This window comes from Pseudomonas kielensis (assembly GCF_014236655.1).
GTDB classification, from domain to species: Bacteria; Pseudomonadota; Gammaproteobacteria; order Pseudomonadales; family Pseudomonadaceae; genus Aquipseudomonas; species Aquipseudomonas kielensis.
Window position 1 is genome coordinate 1 of record NZ_JACMYG010000031.1, and the last position, 14,278, is coordinate 14,278.

Here is a 14,278-nt window from a genome sequence, read left to right on the forward strand (position 1 = left end):
GTCCCCGGAGCTTCACACCGAGCTGTTACCGGCCCCGCATGTCCAGGTAGGAATCGGTTGATGGAACAACCGGTTTCATCAGGAGAAAACTCTCCAGTAAAACAGAAATTCAGACGACCTCAGGTCGCACGGTTCCATTGCTCCCCAAACTCCTATTTGACCGCTGTTTGATCGCCAGTGGCGCCAGCGCAGCGATCCCGCTGATTCCCGGCTGAAGGACATCCCCTACTGGACCACGACTGAAGCGCTAGTAAGCGATGCGATACCGGAGCGCCTGGCCGTTATCGGCTCATCGGTAGTGGCTGTGGAACTGGCCCAAGCCTTCGCCCAGCTGGGCAGCCGGGTCACGATTCTGGCGCGCAACTCACTCTTCTTCCGCGAAGATCCGGCCATTGGCGCAACCCTCACGAAGGTGTTCAGCGCGGAAGGCATCGAGGTCATGGAACACACCCTGGCCAGCCAGGTCACACATACAAACGGCGAGTTCGTGCTGATTACCAATCACGGCGAAACGCGCACGGACAAGCTGCTGGTCGCCACTGGCCGGAGTCCGAATACGCGTACCTTGGTTCTGGATGCGGCGGGTGTCGCGACCAATGAGCAAAGAGCCATCATTATTGATCAAGGCATGCGCACCAGTCGTCCGCACATTTATGCCGCCGGCGACTGAACCGACCAGCTGCAATTCGTCTATGTCGCGGCGGCGGCCGGCACCCGCGCGGCGGTCAACATGACCGGGGTGACGCAACACTGAACCTCTCTACCATGCCGTCGGTGGTGTTCACCGATCCGCATGTCGCCACCGTTGGACTGTCCGAAGCGGATGCGCACGCGAATGGCATCGAAACCGATAACCGCGTGCTCACGCTGGGTAACGTGCCGCGTGCGCTCGCAAATTTCGATACGCGCGGCTTCATCAAACTGGTGATTGAAGCGGAATCCCGTCGGTTGATCGGCGTGCAGGCCGTGGCCCCGGAGGCCGGCGAGTTGATCCAGGCAGCGGCATTGGCGATCGGCGCCCGCATGACCGTGGAGGAGCTCGCGGATCAGTTGTCCCCCTATCTGACGATGGTCGAAAGTCTGAAGCTCGCCGCGCAGACCTTCCGCAAGGACGTGAAACAACTGTCATGCTGCGCGGGTTAGCTCGAAGGAGAATGCGATGGACGGTTGCACCAGTTCTGGGCTCACGACGACGGACGGTGTCAGCGTCCATGTCGTGTGGACTATGCTCTGTAAGGCCAGTTATTCAAGCGAAAATGCAGAGTTGGCCATAGCCGTAATGAGGTCTGGCGCAAACTAATGGACTATTCCTAACGAGGTGGTTGTCCCGTCCTTGGGATTGCGAGTCGCTTCTCCGTCTGGTGTTAGCGGAAAATCCTTAAGCACCTATACTCGACCTGATGCCTAACAGGGGATGTAGACCAAGATGGTTGCCTTGATATGTCCCTGAGAGTGTTTTTGGATAATCGCGGATTTCCAGCATGAAATTTTTTTGTACTTCGCGAACCGTTTTGCCTAGTCGCCCCCTCCTAGTAACTGAAGCTAGCGGATGCTGGCTCAATGTCGGCAGCCCACCCGGCTGCTCTCTTATATCCGGAGAAATGAAATGTCGAACCGTATGTTGTCTGTCGCTGTAGCCACGGCTTTCGTCGCCGCTATTGGCGCCTTCGCCACCCCAGGTTTTGCTGCCGACATGAGCAAAGCTGACATGGAAAAGATGATGCAGGAGAACCAGGCCAAGAGCATGGCAATGATGAAGACTGGTAAGTACGAGAAGTGCTACGGAGTCGCCCAAAAGGGTCACAACGATTGCTTCGCCGGTGCTGGAACGAGCTGCGCAGGCACCAGCAACGTCGATTACCAGGGTAATGCCTGGAAGCTCGTCGCCAAGGGCACCTGCACGACGATCTCAACGCCTGCAGGCAACGGCAGCCTCACGGCCAAGACTTCCTGACACCGGCTTCCGAGTTGGTGGGTGGTGGCCATCTCGCCCCACCCATCTGCCCGAGAGAGAGAGGATCAAACATGAGTGTTCACCATCCTGCAGATTCCACCGGGCGGGGAATCCCAGCACGTGCGGGCGTCGGCCTCAAGGCCGATCACTATCGCGTCATCATTGAGACTCGGCCCAATATTGGCTTCTTTGAAGTCCATGCGGAAAACTACATGGGGGCCGGTGGTCCACCTCATCGCTATCTGACGGCGATCCGCGAACACTACCCGCTGTCGTTGCATGGGGTGGGGCTGTCGATCGGTGCGGATAGACCACTCGACCGGGAGCATCTGAAACGCCTCAAAGCGCTTATCGGACGGTACGACCCCGGCCTTTTTTCCGAACATCTCGCATGGTCCACGCATGGAACCAGCTACCTCGGCGATCTCCTGCCGGTGCCTTACACAAATGAAGCGCTGACCCGTGTTTGCGAACACATAGATGACGTGCAAACGTCGCTTGGTCGGCAAATGCTACTGGAGAATCCCTCGACCTATCTCGCCTTCGCTGAAAGCACCTGGTCGGAGGTCGATTTTATCGGTGAGGTGGTGCGCCGCACGGGCTGCGGTCTCCTCCTCGACGTCAACAATGTTCATGTCGCGGCGACCAATCAACAGTGGGACCCGCTCGCGTACATCGAGTCCTACCCCCTCGCTCACGTTCAGGAAATCCACCTTGCTGGTCATGCACAGGAGGTTGACGAGAAGGGGCGGCCCCTGCTGATCGATACCCACGACCGTAGTGTGGACGCGATCGTCTGGGGCCTGTACCGGCACGCAATTGATCGCCTGGCGCCGGTGCCGACGCTGATCGAATGGGATGCAAACGTGCCCGACTGGCCTCAGCTCCGCGCCGAGGCCGAGCGAGCCGAGACGATCATGTACGACGTTTATTTGCAGGAGGAGCACCATGCCATCGCTGTCTGCTAGGCTCGATGACTTCGGCTCGGCGCTGCTAGATCCCACTCGTGCAGTGCCCGATGGTCTGGTTGGCCCCGACGGAAAGCCGAGCGCCAGACGCTTCTCCGTTTACAGGAACAATGTCGTCGTGGGGCTGAGCGAAGCGCTGCGGGCAAGCTTTCCCTGTGTTGCAAGGCTTGTGGGCGACGAGTTTTTTGCAGCGATGGCACGCGTCTTTGTGGCCATAAAGCCTCCTACCTCGCCGATTCTGCTCCACTACGGGGCCGAGTTTCCTAGTTTTATTGAGTCTTTCAATCCCGCTGCATCCGTGCCCTATCTCGCCGATGTCGCGCGCATTGAGCGCGCTGCGACCGAGGCCTACCACGCCCGCGACGAAATCCCCTTGGCTCCCGCAGCGCTGGCGGTCATACCACACAACAAGTCGCCATCTTTGCGGCTCAGACTTCATCCCTCGCTTCGGATAATGCGCTCAGAGTTTCCGGCGTTCACGATCTGGCGAATGAATACTGCGGGTGGAACACCAGGGCCGGTTGACCTTTCGGAGAGTCAGGACACGCTGGTTCTGCGCTCCGATGCAGAAGTGGACGTTCGCAGCATGTCCCCTGGGAGTTATGAGTTCTTGGTCGCGCTCGAGAGTGGCCTGACGTTATCGCAAGCCATGGCGAACGCCTTCACCGCAGACGCTCATTTCGATCTGTCCGAAAACCTGCAGGAATTGATTCAGATGGGTGCCTTTGTCGGCTTCGATCTGAGCGGTGAGGAGGGTAATGATGAGTGATACGCGAAGGGTGCCGCGATGGGATTGCGGTCCAAAGGCGGTTAATTCCGTGCTCCAGTGGCTGTCAAAGGCAGCATTCATTGTCGCACCGCTCTTGCTTAGGGTTGCACTGGCGCTACCTTTTTTCAAGTCCGGGCTGACCAAATGGGATGGTTTCCTGTCACTGTCCCCAATGGCGGGTTTCCTGTTCCAGGAAGAATTCAAGCTCCATGTCTTCGGACAGATTTATGACCTTCCCGCCCCGGACTCGCTCGCCTTTGCAAGCGGGACTGCTGAGATTGTTTTCCCCATTCTGTTAGTGCTCGGCCTTGCCACGCGATTCAGTGCCCTAGGGCTTCTCGGCATGACGGCAGTGATCCAACTCATTGTGCCGGACGGGTGGGCGAACTTCCATCTGCCGTGGGCGACCATGGCTGTTGCCCTGATCGCCATCGGACCAGGTCGTCTTTCACTCGATCATTTCCTCGGTGAATTTCTCGGCATCTCTCATCCATCCGTGAAGTAGAAAACCGATACTCCATGACGGAAGAAAATTAGACGCCTCGGAAGTACAACAATGTTCCCCTTTACGGCTGGATCACCTCATGACCTCAACACAGCATGCCATTCAGGTATTGGTGAGCGAGAGGATCGCTGGCCCTGGTGAAGAGTTCACAGGCCGGACCGCTGTCCAGGACACAGCCGCATCCGTCGCGCACCCAGCACACCGCGACGTGATCGGCTAGTCGTCGCGCCTGAGCCAGGTTGTGGGTCACCATCAGGAAGGTGTAGCGACCTTTCAGTTCCTCAATAAGTCCTTCAACCGTCGCGCTGGCAATAGGTTACAGAGCACTGCACGGCTCGTCCAACAGCAGTACGCGCGGCTCCAATGCCAGAGCCCGGGCAAAAGCACAGGCGCTGCTGCTGTCCCCCAGACAACCCCAAGGCGGGCTTGTCCAGTCGGCCACGCACCTCGCTCCACAGCCCAGTGGACTGTAGGGCCTGTTCCATCCGCCTGTGCAATTCAACCTTTTCACGCACCCCGTGTTCGCGCAGGGCAAACAGAATGTTCTCGGCAATGCTCAGGGGGAACGGATTGGGCTGCTGGAACACCATACCGACCTGTCGGCGCAGCCGCTGGACATCCACCTTGCCACCCAGCACATCCTGACAGTCAATCAGCGCACGGCCGCTGAGTCGGGCTCCAGGCACCAGGTCGCTCATGCGGTTGATTGCCGAAAGCAAGCTACTCTTGCCACTGCAACAGGGGCCGACCACGGCCATCAGCTCGCCGGACGCCACCTCAAGGGAGGCGTTAAGCAGTGCACCATGCTCGCCATAGTGCACGCTGAGGTCCTGGATACTAAGTGCAGGAGGCTTGCTCATGGGCTTATCTCGCGAAGGTTAAGGGCCGCCTGCCGATCCACCAGACAGCCTTGGATAATCAGACCGAACCCAAGCAGTACCAGGGCCGTGGCTGCCTAAGCTGGGCTGCCGCCCGAGACGTTCATGGCAGATCGTAGATATGCACGGCTAGGGTGCGACCAGAGTCGAACAAACTTTCCGGCCAACGCATCACGTAGCCGGCGGTAAACAGCAGCACGGCAGTTTCCGCAAGGGCGCGACCGGCACTCAGCACAAGCGCGCCGGAAATTCCAGGCGCAGCGAAAGGCAACAGGATACGGTGTATGTAACCGACCCTTGAGATCGCCAGCTGCGGCTGCCTGACGGTAGCTGTGCGGACAATCGCGCAAGGCCTGCTCGCAGCCGCGGATAAATAATGGCGACACCATAAAGGCAAGAGTGCTGCCACCCGCCAGCAACGAGTAGCCCCATCACAGTTCAACCACGAACAAGCGGTGGCCGAACAGACCGACCACCACCGACGGCATCGCGCCAAGTCCATCCAACGCCCATTGCAGCGTCAGGTTGATACGGCTGTCCGGCCGTACTTGCTCCACCAGGAACAGGGCTGTGCCCAGACCCAGCGGCACCACCAGCCCCAGGTAGATGAACAGCACCCACGCGGTGGACAAGATGATTGGTCCGATGCCGCCGCTGCGCCCGATTGCACTGATACGTACCCCGGGTACGCTCACCACCCCCGCACAGTTGGCAGAGCAAAATCAGCGCTTTCTCGCGGCCGCGACCGCCGACAATACCCGGCGTACCTACCGCTCAGCCATCCGCCACTTTCAGGTCTGGGGTGGCGCGCTGCCGTGCGATGAGGCGGTGGTGATTCGCTACCTGCTGTCCTTCGCGCAAAAGCTGAATCCGCGCACCGTGGCCCTACGCCTGATGGCGCTGTCGCAATGGCACTGTTATCAGGGGTTTCCTGACCTGGCAGCCAGCGCCACCGTACGCAAAACCTTGCGTGGCATTGAGCGGGTGCACGGGCGGCCGCAGCAAAAGGCCAAAGCCTTACTGTTGGAGGATCTCGAACTCATCGTGTTCCACGTGCAGGCTCGCAGGCCACAGCAGAGTTTTTTCGAGACATGCAGGCGGGGACAGGCCTGTTCAAGACGATCGACGAGGCTAAGCACCAGCCTAACGAGTTGCTTGGAAGTGTGATTTTGGCGTGGAACGAGGCTACTGACGCAGAAGAGCGTAAGGGATTACTGCAACCATTGGTGATTGCGCTCGGTGCTTTTGCCCGGAGCACCCACACGTGGCACCTCATGCCACCACTCAATGAAGTTGATGGACTTCATTTCGCGGTAGTTGATTGGCAAGACCAGAACAACAATTTGATCATGCGTCCGATCCTGCTTATCGGCGAGAAGGTGCCGCCTATTGAAGACTTCATTTCCGGTATGGCCGCGCAACTTGCATTGCACTTATCTCACTTTCCGGATGGACTCCCGAAAGAGCTCCTTTGACACCTTTGTATCTGAAGGCAAACCAGCGCATGGTGACTTCTCTGGCGAAAAGAAAACCCCCGCACCAGTATTGGTGTCGGGGGTGTGAGTAGCGTTAAAACGTCGACGGCCGAATGTTCGTGAGATTCAAAGGGTCGATTGGTATGCCGTAGTTGGTGGCATCAGTGAAGACAGCGCTTTTGGGATCGATGAAGCTCAGGTCATCGACCACCCAGCGCTGATTAGGACCATCCAGGAGGCAGCAGCGAGTGCCGGCCGGCACTTGAACCTCATGCTTTGTACGGCCGACGCTGAAGGAAACGGAAGTGGCGTTGATAGTGTTGCCCAGCTTGGTGTAAGGGGTCCGCTTGGATTTCATGTCAATTTTCCTGAAAGTTGGTACGCAAACACTCTTGCGAAAGTGTCTGGTTGCTTGAGACGTCGGTGTCAGTAAACGAACAGGTTTCCTGCTGAGCCATGTCCGTTGTTGAACTGGGTTCCGCGGGGTACTTCAAACCAACTGAAGCCGTTGAAAACCTGGAGAATCCCGGCGGACACCCGGGCTTGGAAATAGCGCTCGCCAAGGGCAGTTGGGTGAGTGGCATAAATGCCCGCCCCCTTGTCCAGGTGCGTGCTGATCTTGTTCCGCATTTGCTCAGGGCTGTATTGGGTCGTCATGTGGGCTTTCCGATTGAAAGGCTGTTGGTGCATCGTCAGGTATGGCCTGAACAACGCGTTGACTTGCATACGGAAATGAAAATCAAGCGTCTGTAATTTCGGGGCGAAAAAAAGCCCGGGCTGTGCCGGGCTGGTTTATCGGTTTAAGTCAGGCTTGCTGCTGGTAGCAGCCAGTCACTTTTGCGCTACTGCGTTCCTGGTAGTAGTTGATTCGATCGTTGAAGGGATGGTGTTTGAGTTCGGTGGAACTGAAGCCTGAACAGGTCCGAACGAGCTCGAGAGTGTCACCGGTGGAAAGCTCCCACAGGAAGATCGTCGTCGCATTGGCATGAATGGCGGCCTTCCTTGTGATTTGAGCGTTGTTCATCAGTCGCGATGCTTCGATGATGGGATGCATACCGGCCACCTCACTCACCGAAAACAGTGCTGGTTGCCGCCTGGGTAGCGTCCAGAAACGAGGGGGTGCCACCGAAACAGGTAAGGCCGACCGAGTCCTTCGGAGCGATCTGCCACTGCCCGGTGTTAGAGGGGTCCAGTTTGAGCGAGAACTCAATCTGAAAATCCAGCTCACCGAGGTGATATTTGTAAATCGCGTCGGGTGTCATACCGGCTGAAAGATCAGTCCAGTATTCCCCGTTGTGCACGCGGGTTGGGCGCCAGCCCTGGTTGTTCATTTGGTCGACCAATCGAGTGAATGCCGCCTTGTGAGGCAACGTCCAGTCAATGAAGTCCTGCACCTGGTCAAGCTCGGTACCGAAGTTGACGGTCTCGCAGAGATCGTCAATTTCCTCTGCGGACAGCGGTGGAACAGCTCCGCTGTCAGTTGAGATCTCTATATATTCGGATAGGCCAGGTTGGTTGCTGAGTAGCGCATGTTGATAGTGACGAAGGGCAGCGAGGATCGTTGCTTGTCCGCGGTTTTCGACCAGCAGAATAACTTGAGCTGGAACAATTTTTTGGTTGATCATGGTGCTTCTCCTGAGGGTGAGCAGGCCTTGCGAAGGCCTGGTCCTCAGTAATGGGAAGCATGCTGTGATAATCCGTAAGAGCGCTGGCGAAAGGCGGTGCACGCGCACTACTGACACATGCACCCACCAGCACCGTCAGAAAAGATTTCCAGTGAAGCCTTTCCAGATGAAATGGCTAACCAATTTCACACAGATCAAGCCGATGACTATTTCGGCGCCGACAGCGGCCAAAATCTTGATGGTCCCCATTTGCTCCGTGAATGTGAAAGGGATCAGAACCCCGGTGATGGTTTTGGCGTAGTAGAGAAATGCTGCCGCAGTTGCCATCAACAATATGGCTCTCAGCTTCCCGATTTTGATCCCATACCTGCCTGACGTTGGCAAAATTCCAAAAAAGATACCTATCCACCAATCGTTACTAATTTCGTGACCCGCGGCCCCACCAATCAAGAGGCCAACCACCAGAGTAACGACGTAGTAGAGAACCACGAAGGCAAGCATGGCCAGATAGGGTGAACCCCCTTGGGGCTCGGAAAATTTGTCGGAATAGAAAAGCTTCATGTGCTGATCCTCATGGGAGAAAGGCGGCAGGTTAGGGATACTGGTACGTGTTATTCCCAGATTCTGCCTTTTCTTTTTCCTCATTAATACTGGAAGAATCCATTTAACACTTTATAGGATCCTTGTTAGCGGCTTGGTGGTGGGTGCCGAGGCGGAAAACATGAAAAAAACGCCGTATTGCCTGTACACGGGGCGAAGGGACTGGAAAATCGAGCCAGAAAATATTTTATAGGTGCGTGTTGCATCAGCCTTAGATTCTGTGTTTAATAGCCACAAGCAGGCGGAAACGCCTCAACCGACCCAATCTCCTGAAAGGCTGGGAAATCAACCGAAAGGTTGAACTTGCGACCACAAGGCCCGCTACGTGTAGTGGGCCTTGTGGTTTCTGGTGTTTGAGAAAAGCCGCTTCAATCCTCTGAATTTAGGTATGCGTACCTGTTATGCTTCTGGCCTGACTCGGCCGGTTGTTGAACATGTCTTTACCTGCTTCGCTTTACCTTGGTTCTGCCCATAGCAGCCACCCTCCCCGGCCTTACCCAAACTGTTTTGCACATCAGCTGCTGCCACTGTTCGGCGCCGGTGATCACAGGCGCTGCGTTCAATATTCCGTAAATCAACCTCTAAGAGTTCACCTATGAAGCTAAGCAAATGTGCTGTCGGGCTTTCGGCCCTTGTGATGTTGTCGGCCGGCGCAGTCGAAGCTCGCGGTTTGATGGATTTCATCAAGCTGCCCACTGCCCAGGAAGAAAAAAATAGCTACCGTTCGGGAACGATCGGCCAGAGCGAGGCGCTCGCGCTCTACTCCAGTCAGCAGAAACAGCCCTCATTCGACGGTTGTGCCGATCTTTTCCCGGCCGCCAGGCCGATCAACGTTGCCAGCGTGCCCGCTTCAATGAAACCAATGGCCCTGTGCTCCGATAACTTCGCGGTGCTCTATAGCTTGTCGAGTAAAACGCCTCTGGTAGTGGTCGAGCGGCTCGATGCCGCCAAGCTGCGAGATGCCAAGGGGGAGGAGCGGACAAATCAGTTCTATCCTGACCCCCGTATCCCTAAAAGCGGCCGGGCGGAGTTGAGCGACTTCAAGGGGACAGGACTGGACCGCGGGCATCAGTTTCCAGCAGGTGATAGTCCGGATAGACGCACAATGGCCCAGAGTTTTGCCCTGTCGAATATGGTCCCGCAGAATTCCAGCAATAACAGAACGGCCTGGTCGAAGTTAGAATCCGACGTCCGAAAGTTTGCCCAGCGTGCTGGCGGCAGTGTGTATGTGTTTACCGGCCCGATCTTTGACCCCGGGTACACTACTATTGGTGACAACAAGGTCTGGGTACCGACGCGGCTGTTCAAGCTGGTGTACGACGCGTCGTCGAAACGTGCCTGGGCGTATGTACTGCCCAATGCAGAAACCCGCGTCGAGCGTCCGATGGACTACGCCACTTTCGTAAAAACCACCGGGCTCAACTTGCTGGGTGATCTGCCAGTCACCGGCACGGCCGGGCGGTCTTAGTCTTCGGGGATAAGCTGGCTTGAGGGATGGGCCGTTGGGGGCGCCGATCGCCCCCTTCACCCGATTTTGGGCTGCGGCATACTGCTTTTCCTCTGTACTGTGCTCTTCAGTTGTTGCGCCACATCTCCCAAGAAGCGAACAACCGTTCAGCCGAAACGATCTGAGCAAATCCCATCCGATCGGCGACCATTGCCGGCGACTCTCCCTGTTCAAACAGCTCCGCCGCGTACGAGTTGCGCAACGTTTGCGGGCTGGCGCGATGCTCATCTCCTCGTAACGCTTTGACCCCTGATTCCTCGATCACCGACTCAGTGATACGCACGATCGTGGATGGGTGGATGCTGGTGACAGGCTTGCCATTTTTGATGATGGTCTTGATGTCCGAGGGAAACAGCAAATTGCCTTCGGTGGCCATCCGCTCCCGATGATGCAACCAGGTGGTCAGCGCCTGCGCGGCATAGTCAAACGGCCGAGTGCGGTGGGAAAACTGCGATCGTTTGTCGCGAAGCGTGATCCAATGGTCGCCCCGCAAGTCGATGCAATTAACAGTCAAAGCCACGATCTCCGCTACCTTGAGCCCAGCCCCCACACACGATCCAACGATCGCCCGATCCCGGGCTTCACGCCACTGATCACGCTCTTTCTCCGCGCAGATCGGCGAAATCAGGTGAGTGGACAATACATCCCGTTCAACTCGCTTGAGAAAGCTCGTAGGCAGGTTTCCATCCGCTTCCTTCCATTTTGCTCCTTCCTCGCGCATCGCCTGTGCGGCCGGGTTCATGAAGCCGACTTCGGAAGTGTTCTTGATTAGATCCGCCAGCACCCGCTGGATCAGCTTGCGGTACCGGTCGCGCTGGGGGCGATTGTTGTCGAGGCTTTCCAGGAACGCACTGATCGCTATTGAATCTACTTCGCTTAATTTAATGCTCTTTTGCTCAATCCAGGCGACAAAGCGACCCCATTGAGCCCGATAGACCTCGGCGGATGAGATTCTGATGTGAGCGCGTGAGGTGCCGCGGCCTGGCTGCTGGCTCAACCACTGCTCAAACGTGGTCTTGGGATCGGTATCCCAGGCGGTTGAGTCGGTTTTGAACAGGTCGTCGTGCGCACTCATGGTTCACTCCGCAGGTCCAGGCCTTGGTCAGGTTGGTGAACGCCTGACTGTTAATTGCATGTGGTTGAAATGGGATTCTAGCGGAGGTTTTGGCGCCCTGCATGCCTGTTTTGCCACTGGAAAATGTGAGCAATGCTGCGGTGTGTGGCGCTGACCAGCGACGTGGCCAAGTCGCACCTGGTGCCACAGCAAAAGCCAAGGCACCGAACAGAAAGGGGGACTCCTCCCCGCTACACGCCCCTGTAATGCATCCCTAAGGTGCACGTTCAACTTTCTTTCAGGGAATACACATGACTCACTCGAATAAGCGCAACAGCTTCATCCGCATCGCCGCCGCGGCTTGTCACGTACGTCTGACATTGAAATCGGGGCACACTGAGTGCTGCTCAGTGCAGCTGGATGCCGCGGAACCTCTGGTTGATGACCTGGTGCTGCAATTGATCTGGGGCAACCAAGGCCGCTGTCATACCATCATCACGGAAAAAGGCATCGCCGAAGGCAACTGGGTTGGCGACTTGTTTCACTGCAACAACAGCTGGGGCGAATCGGTGACACTCCAGTTCATCCAGATGAAAGTCCTCACGCCGGAAGACGCACCGTCGGCGGTGATCGAATCGGCCCTTCAGCAGGTGTTCGCACTGGCTGCTGGCAACCCGGACCTGATCGAGGAAAAAGCGGTGGTGGCCAGCCTCTCGGCAGCCGTCGCGCAAGGTCCAAAAGCGTTAATGCACTTCTTGTTTCCGGCGCAGCACAACGCTCTGCGAACGCTGCATAAATTGAATCAGCAGTCCGACGAAGATGAAGGCTATGACTGGGAAACCTTGACGCCGGCACTCAACGCCGTCAGCGAGGGTTTGAACGCTGGCTACGGCGCACAACTGTCGATTGGCGACGATGCAGCAGATGAAGATCTCGGTTTGATTCCGTGGACTGGGGAGATCCTGGATTTCCTCAAGGACTACGTTAACCGCACCGACAACCTGGAAAACGAAGCTGAACTGGTCTTCAGACTGCTGATGATTTCCATCAAGCTGCATACCCGCAGCCAACTCGACGCTTACCTGGACACCTTGCGTGCCCGGTTGCTCGACGACAACGATGATCTGAAAACCCTGTCGAGCATGCCGCTCGAGGACATTCTGGAACAGATCACTAAACCTGTGGCGGCGTAAGCTGTGCAGATTCCTTAACCGCTACACCAGCCCTGACTTCGGTCGGGGCTTTTTTGGTTTGTAATTTCGACATCTAGTATTTTCTAGCGATGTATAGCGATATCTAACTGGCGGAGCTAGACTTCGCTATATCTTTATAGAAATTACAATTCTTGTGAGGCTGATATGGATCCCTACCGTAACCCGTTTGCGCCCGGCGCAGGAAGCAGGCCCCCAGAATTGGCAGGACGCGATGCCATCCTTGAAGCTGCAAGAATATCTTGTGGGCGAGCAGTTAACGGGCGGAGCGCCCGATCGATCATGCTCCTCGGATTACGAGGTACAGGCAAGACGGTGCTGTTAAATGAAATTGGAAAAATTGCGAAGGAGGAAGGTCTTCTCGTTTCCAAGGTCGAGTCGCCAGAGCGCGAAAGCCTTGCACGACTCCTCTATCCAGAAATGCGGAAGGTGATGCGTTCACTTTCCGGTGTTGAGGCGGCTAAGCAAATTGCTAGCCGAGGACTTAAAGGCCTCCGCGGTTTTGCATCTATCTTCAAGATTGATATTGGAGGAGTTGAGGTCGGTGTTGAGCCTGAGCCTGGACTCGCCGATAGCGGGGACCTTCAATACGATCTTCCAGACCTTTTTGCAGTTATAGGTGAAGCAGCACAAGCTGCTGGTAAAGGTTGGATTCTTCTCATTGATGAAGTCCAGTACCTCACAGAAGCGGATCTATCCGCACTCATTGTGGCTATTCACCGCATGTCTCAAGAAGGCCTTCCCGTGCTGCTCGTCGGTGCAGGGCTTCCGCAAGTAGCTCGCTTGGCGGGTGAGGCAAAGTCGTATGCTGAGCGACTTTTTCTCTACCCAGCAGTGGATGCGCTTGATCAAATTTCTGCTATTCAAGCAGTTCAAAAGCCGATAGTGGAAGAGGAAGCCTCAATTGAGGCCGGGGCATTGGGCAGCATTGTTGAGCGTACCCGAGGCTATCCTTTTTTCCTTCAAGAGTGGGCGTCAACCGCTTGGAACAACGCTGAGGGGCCAGAAATCACGGTTGATGATGTGAACCATTCCTACAGCGAGACATTAGCTTCTCTCGATGCCGGCTTCTTCAGGGTTCGTATTGACCGACTTACGCGTTCTGAGGTCCAGTTCGTGAAGACCATGTCGGAGCTCGGAGATGGTCCCTATGCCATGGCTGATATTGCGAAGGCGATGGGACGTTCTCAATCATCGCTGGGCCCCACTCGGGCCAACATAATTTTTAAAGGGATGATCTACAGCACAGATCACGGTTATCTGAACTTTACCGTTCCACTGTTTGCAGAATATATGCGTCGCCAGGGGTAAGTCGCAGATCACCGTTCCGTTCCGGTCCGGTCGGGCCAAGCGGATTCGGGGAAAAGGAACGAATCGATCGCTGAAACACGCGCAGAGATTGGAAAAAATGAGCAAGCACGAAGTAGATAACCTGATTACAGGTCTCGAAATTCTCAAGAGATACAAACCTTCCATGGCAACTTATGGCAGTGGCCGCGCCAGGAAAACCCTTGAAACTCAAGAGGAGGAATTCGGTGGTATTTCTCCTCGTGATCGTGCTCATTTACTTGAGCTGGGCTGGGAAACGAATGGCGCCTTTGGATGGAGAAAGTGATCGGAAGCGTGCACGTGGTACACACTCCAGGCTCTTCCAGTTAGGTTCCCCACTTCCGACTTTGAGCAAAGAATGGGCTTCCGTGGTAGGTGACAGCGCTTTTCCTCGACGAATGGA

General features: G+C 56.1%; 18 protein-coding genes and 1 pseudogene. 12 read left to right on the plus strand and 7 right to left on the minus strand.

Going from position 1 to position 14,278, the window contains the following annotated elements; translation table 11 throughout:
• Positions 1 to 149: 149 nt before the first annotated feature.
• The 5 genes and pseudogenes from H7995_RS28545 to H7995_RS22840 form a co-directional block, all read left to right on the plus strand.
• Positions 150 to 1,143, plus strand: a pseudogene (locus H7995_RS28545) (mercury(II) reductase); the annotation flags it as partial.
• A gap of 574 nt (positions 1,144 to 1,717) precedes the next feature.
• Positions 1,718 to 1,954 (plus strand): BufA1 family periplasmic bufferin-type metallophore, encoded by a 237-nt coding sequence (locus H7995_RS22825; protein WP_238347429.1) that lies wholly within the window; start codon positions 1,718 to 1,720, stop codon positions 1,952 to 1,954.
• 71 nt (positions 1,955 to 2,025) lie between these two features.
• Complete coding sequence (gene bufB, locus H7995_RS22830; protein WP_185818907.1) at positions 2,026 to 2,922, plus strand: MNIO family bufferin maturase; 897 nt, start codon at positions 2,026 to 2,028, stop codon at positions 2,920 to 2,922.
• Positions 2,903 to 3,691 carry an HvfC/BufC N-terminal domain-containing protein gene (locus H7995_RS22835; protein ID WP_185818908.1) on the plus strand — a complete coding sequence of 263 codons (789 nt, stop codon included), beginning with the start codon at positions 2,903 to 2,905 and terminating at the stop codon, positions 3,689 to 3,691. The genes bufB and H7995_RS22835 overlap by 20 nt, the downstream gene beginning before the upstream one ends.
• On the plus strand, positions 3,684 to 4,196 hold the full coding sequence (locus H7995_RS22840) for a DoxX family protein (RefSeq protein ID WP_185818909.1): 513 nt from the start codon (positions 3,684 to 3,686) through the stop codon (positions 4,194 to 4,196). The genes H7995_RS22835 and H7995_RS22840 overlap by 8 nt, the downstream gene beginning before the upstream one ends.
• A 293-nt stretch (positions 4,197 to 4,489) precedes the next feature.
• Here the strand turns inward: H7995_RS22840 and H7995_RS22845 are convergent, their stop codons facing one another.
• Together H7995_RS22845 and H7995_RS22850 are read right to left on the minus strand one after the other, a co-directional pair.
• Positions 4,490 to 5,056 carry a phosphate ABC transporter ATP-binding protein gene (locus H7995_RS22845; protein WP_206684717.1) on the minus strand — a complete coding sequence of 189 codons (567 nt, stop codon included), beginning with the start codon at positions 5,054 to 5,056 and terminating at the stop codon, positions 4,490 to 4,492.
• Positions 5,057 to 5,505: 449 nt separating this feature from the next.
• Positions 5,506 to 5,706, minus strand: a complete 201-nt coding sequence (locus H7995_RS22850; RefSeq protein ID WP_185818910.1) for an ABC transporter permease family protein — start codon at positions 5,704 to 5,706, stop codon at positions 5,506 to 5,508.
• Here H7995_RS22850 and H7995_RS28320 point away from each other — a divergent pair.
• Positions 5,699 to 6,241 carry a hypothetical protein gene (locus H7995_RS28320; protein WP_206684718.1) on the plus strand — a complete coding sequence of 181 codons (543 nt, stop codon included), beginning with the start codon at positions 5,699 to 5,701 and terminating at the stop codon, positions 6,239 to 6,241. The two genes, H7995_RS22850 and H7995_RS28320, sit on opposite strands and share 8 nt — an antisense overlap.
• Complete coding sequence (locus tag H7995_RS22860; protein WP_185818911.1) at positions 6,238 to 6,549, plus strand: hypothetical protein; 312 nt, start codon at positions 6,238 to 6,240, stop codon at positions 6,547 to 6,549. Before H7995_RS28320 ends, H7995_RS22860 begins: the two co-directional genes overlap by 4 nt.
• A gap of 94 nt (positions 6,550 to 6,643) precedes the next feature.
• Here H7995_RS22860 and H7995_RS22865 read toward each other — a convergent pair whose 3' ends face one another.
• Positions 6,644 to 6,907, minus strand: a complete 264-nt coding sequence (locus H7995_RS22865; RefSeq protein ID WP_185818912.1) for a hypothetical protein — start codon at positions 6,905 to 6,907, stop codon at positions 6,644 to 6,646.
• A gap of 98 nt (positions 6,908 to 7,005) precedes the next feature.
• Between H7995_RS22865 and H7995_RS22870 the strand changes: the two genes are divergently transcribed.
• Positions 7,006 to 7,302, plus strand: a complete 297-nt coding sequence (locus H7995_RS22870; protein ID WP_185818913.1) for a hypothetical protein — start codon at positions 7,006 to 7,008, stop codon at positions 7,300 to 7,302.
• A 52-nt stretch (positions 7,303 to 7,354) separates the two neighbouring features.
• Here the strand turns inward: H7995_RS22870 and H7995_RS22875 are convergent, their stop codons facing one another.
• From H7995_RS22875 to H7995_RS22885, 3 genes are all read right to left on the minus strand, one after another.
• Positions 7,355 to 7,603, minus strand: coding sequence for a hypothetical protein (locus tag H7995_RS22875; RefSeq protein WP_185818914.1), 249 nt, complete (start codon positions 7,601 to 7,603; stop codon positions 7,355 to 7,357).
• A gap of 10 nt (positions 7,604 to 7,613) precedes the next feature.
• Positions 7,614 to 8,174: a hypothetical protein gene (locus H7995_RS22880; protein ID WP_185818915.1), complete on the minus strand. Its 561-nt coding sequence runs from the start codon at positions 8,172 to 8,174 to the stop codon at positions 7,614 to 7,616.
• 135 nt (positions 8,175 to 8,309) lie between these two features.
• A complete protein-coding gene (locus tag H7995_RS22885; RefSeq protein WP_185818916.1) occupies positions 8,310 to 8,735 on the minus strand; it encodes a hypothetical protein in 426 nt (141 codons plus the stop codon).
• A 634-nt stretch (positions 8,736 to 9,369) separates the two neighbouring features.
• Between H7995_RS22885 and H7995_RS22890 the strand changes: the two genes are divergently transcribed.
• On the plus strand, positions 9,370 to 10,242 hold the full coding sequence (locus tag H7995_RS22890) for a DNA/RNA non-specific endonuclease (protein ID WP_185818917.1): 873 nt from the start codon (positions 9,370 to 9,372) through the stop codon (positions 10,240 to 10,242).
• Positions 10,243 to 10,348: 106 nt separating this feature from the next.
• Here the strand turns inward: H7995_RS22890 and H7995_RS22895 are convergent, their stop codons facing one another.
• Entirely contained in the window at positions 10,349 to 11,356 is a 1,008-nt protein-coding gene (locus H7995_RS22895) for a tyrosine-type recombinase/integrase (protein WP_185818918.1), read from the minus strand.
• Positions 11,357 to 11,646: 290 nt separating this feature from the next.
• Between H7995_RS22895 and H7995_RS22900 the strand changes: the two genes are divergently transcribed.
• The 3 genes from H7995_RS22900 to H7995_RS22910 all read left to right on the plus strand — a co-directional run bounded on the left by H7995_RS22900 (position 11,647) and on the right by H7995_RS22910 (position 14,161).
• Positions 11,647 to 12,528 (plus strand): hypothetical protein, encoded by an 882-nt coding sequence (locus H7995_RS22900; RefSeq protein ID WP_185818919.1) that lies wholly within the window; start codon positions 11,647 to 11,649, stop codon positions 12,526 to 12,528.
• A gap of 165 nt (positions 12,529 to 12,693) precedes the next feature.
• A complete protein-coding gene (locus tag H7995_RS22905; RefSeq protein WP_185818920.1) occupies positions 12,694 to 13,857 on the plus strand; it encodes an ATP-binding protein in 1,164 nt (387 codons plus the stop codon).
• A gap of 97 nt (positions 13,858 to 13,954) precedes the next feature.
• A complete protein-coding gene (locus H7995_RS22910; protein ID WP_185818921.1) occupies positions 13,955 to 14,161 on the plus strand; it encodes a hypothetical protein in 207 nt (68 codons plus the stop codon).
• Positions 14,162 to 14,278: the final 117 nt, after the last annotated feature.

Excerpts from the sequence above, each read along its gene's own strand:
- H7995_RS22845 (WP_206684717.1), bottom strand. The coding sequence starts at position 5,056 with ATGAGCAAGCCTCCTGCACTTAGTATCCAGGACCTCAGCGTGCACTAT.
- H7995_RS22835 (WP_185818908.1), top strand. The coding sequence starts at position 2,903 with ATGCCATCGCTGTCTGCTAGGCTCGATGACTTCGGCTCGGCGCTGCTA.
- H7995_RS22900 (WP_185818919.1), top strand. The coding sequence starts at position 11,647 with ATGACTCACTCGAATAAGCGCAACAGCTTCATCCGCATCGCCGCCGCG.
- H7995_RS22905 (WP_185818920.1), top strand. The coding sequence starts at position 12,694 with ATGGATCCCTACCGTAACCCGTTTGCGCCCGGCGCAGGAAGCAGGCCC.
- H7995_RS22890 (WP_185818917.1), top strand. The coding sequence starts at position 9,370 with ATGAAGCTAAGCAAATGTGCTGTCGGGCTTTCGGCCCTTGTGATGTTG.
- H7995_RS22880 (WP_185818915.1), bottom strand. The coding sequence starts at position 8,174 with ATGATCAACCAAAAAATTGTTCCAGCTCAAGTTATTCTGCTGGTCGAA.
- H7995_RS22910 (WP_185818921.1), top strand. The coding sequence starts at position 13,955 with ATGAGCAAGCACGAAGTAGATAACCTGATTACAGGTCTCGAAATTCTC.
- H7995_RS22895 (WP_185818918.1), bottom strand. The coding sequence starts at position 11,356 with ATGAGTGCGCACGACGACCTGTTCAAAACCGACTCAACCGCCTGGGAT.
- H7995_RS22840 (WP_185818909.1), top strand. The coding sequence starts at position 3,684 with ATGAGTGATACGCGAAGGGTGCCGCGATGGGATTGCGGTCCAAAGGCG.
- H7995_RS22870 (WP_185818913.1), top strand. The coding sequence starts at position 7,006 with ATGTCCGTTGTTGAACTGGGTTCCGCGGGGTACTTCAAACCAACTGAA.
- H7995_RS22875 (WP_185818914.1), bottom strand. The coding sequence starts at position 7,603 with ATGCATCCCATCATCGAAGCATCGCGACTGATGAACAACGCTCAAATC.
- H7995_RS22825 (WP_238347429.1), top strand. The coding sequence starts at position 1,718 with ATGATGCAGGAGAACCAGGCCAAGAGCATGGCAATGATGAAGACTGGT.
- H7995_RS22865 (WP_185818912.1), bottom strand. The coding sequence starts at position 6,907 with ATGAAATCCAAGCGGACCCCTTACACCAAGCTGGGCAACACTATCAAC.
- H7995_RS22885 (WP_185818916.1), bottom strand. The coding sequence starts at position 8,735 with ATGAAGCTTTTCTATTCCGACAAATTTTCCGAGCCCCAAGGGGGTTCA.
- bufB (WP_185818907.1), top strand. The coding sequence starts at position 2,026 with ATGAGTGTTCACCATCCTGCAGATTCCACCGGGCGGGGAATCCCAGCA.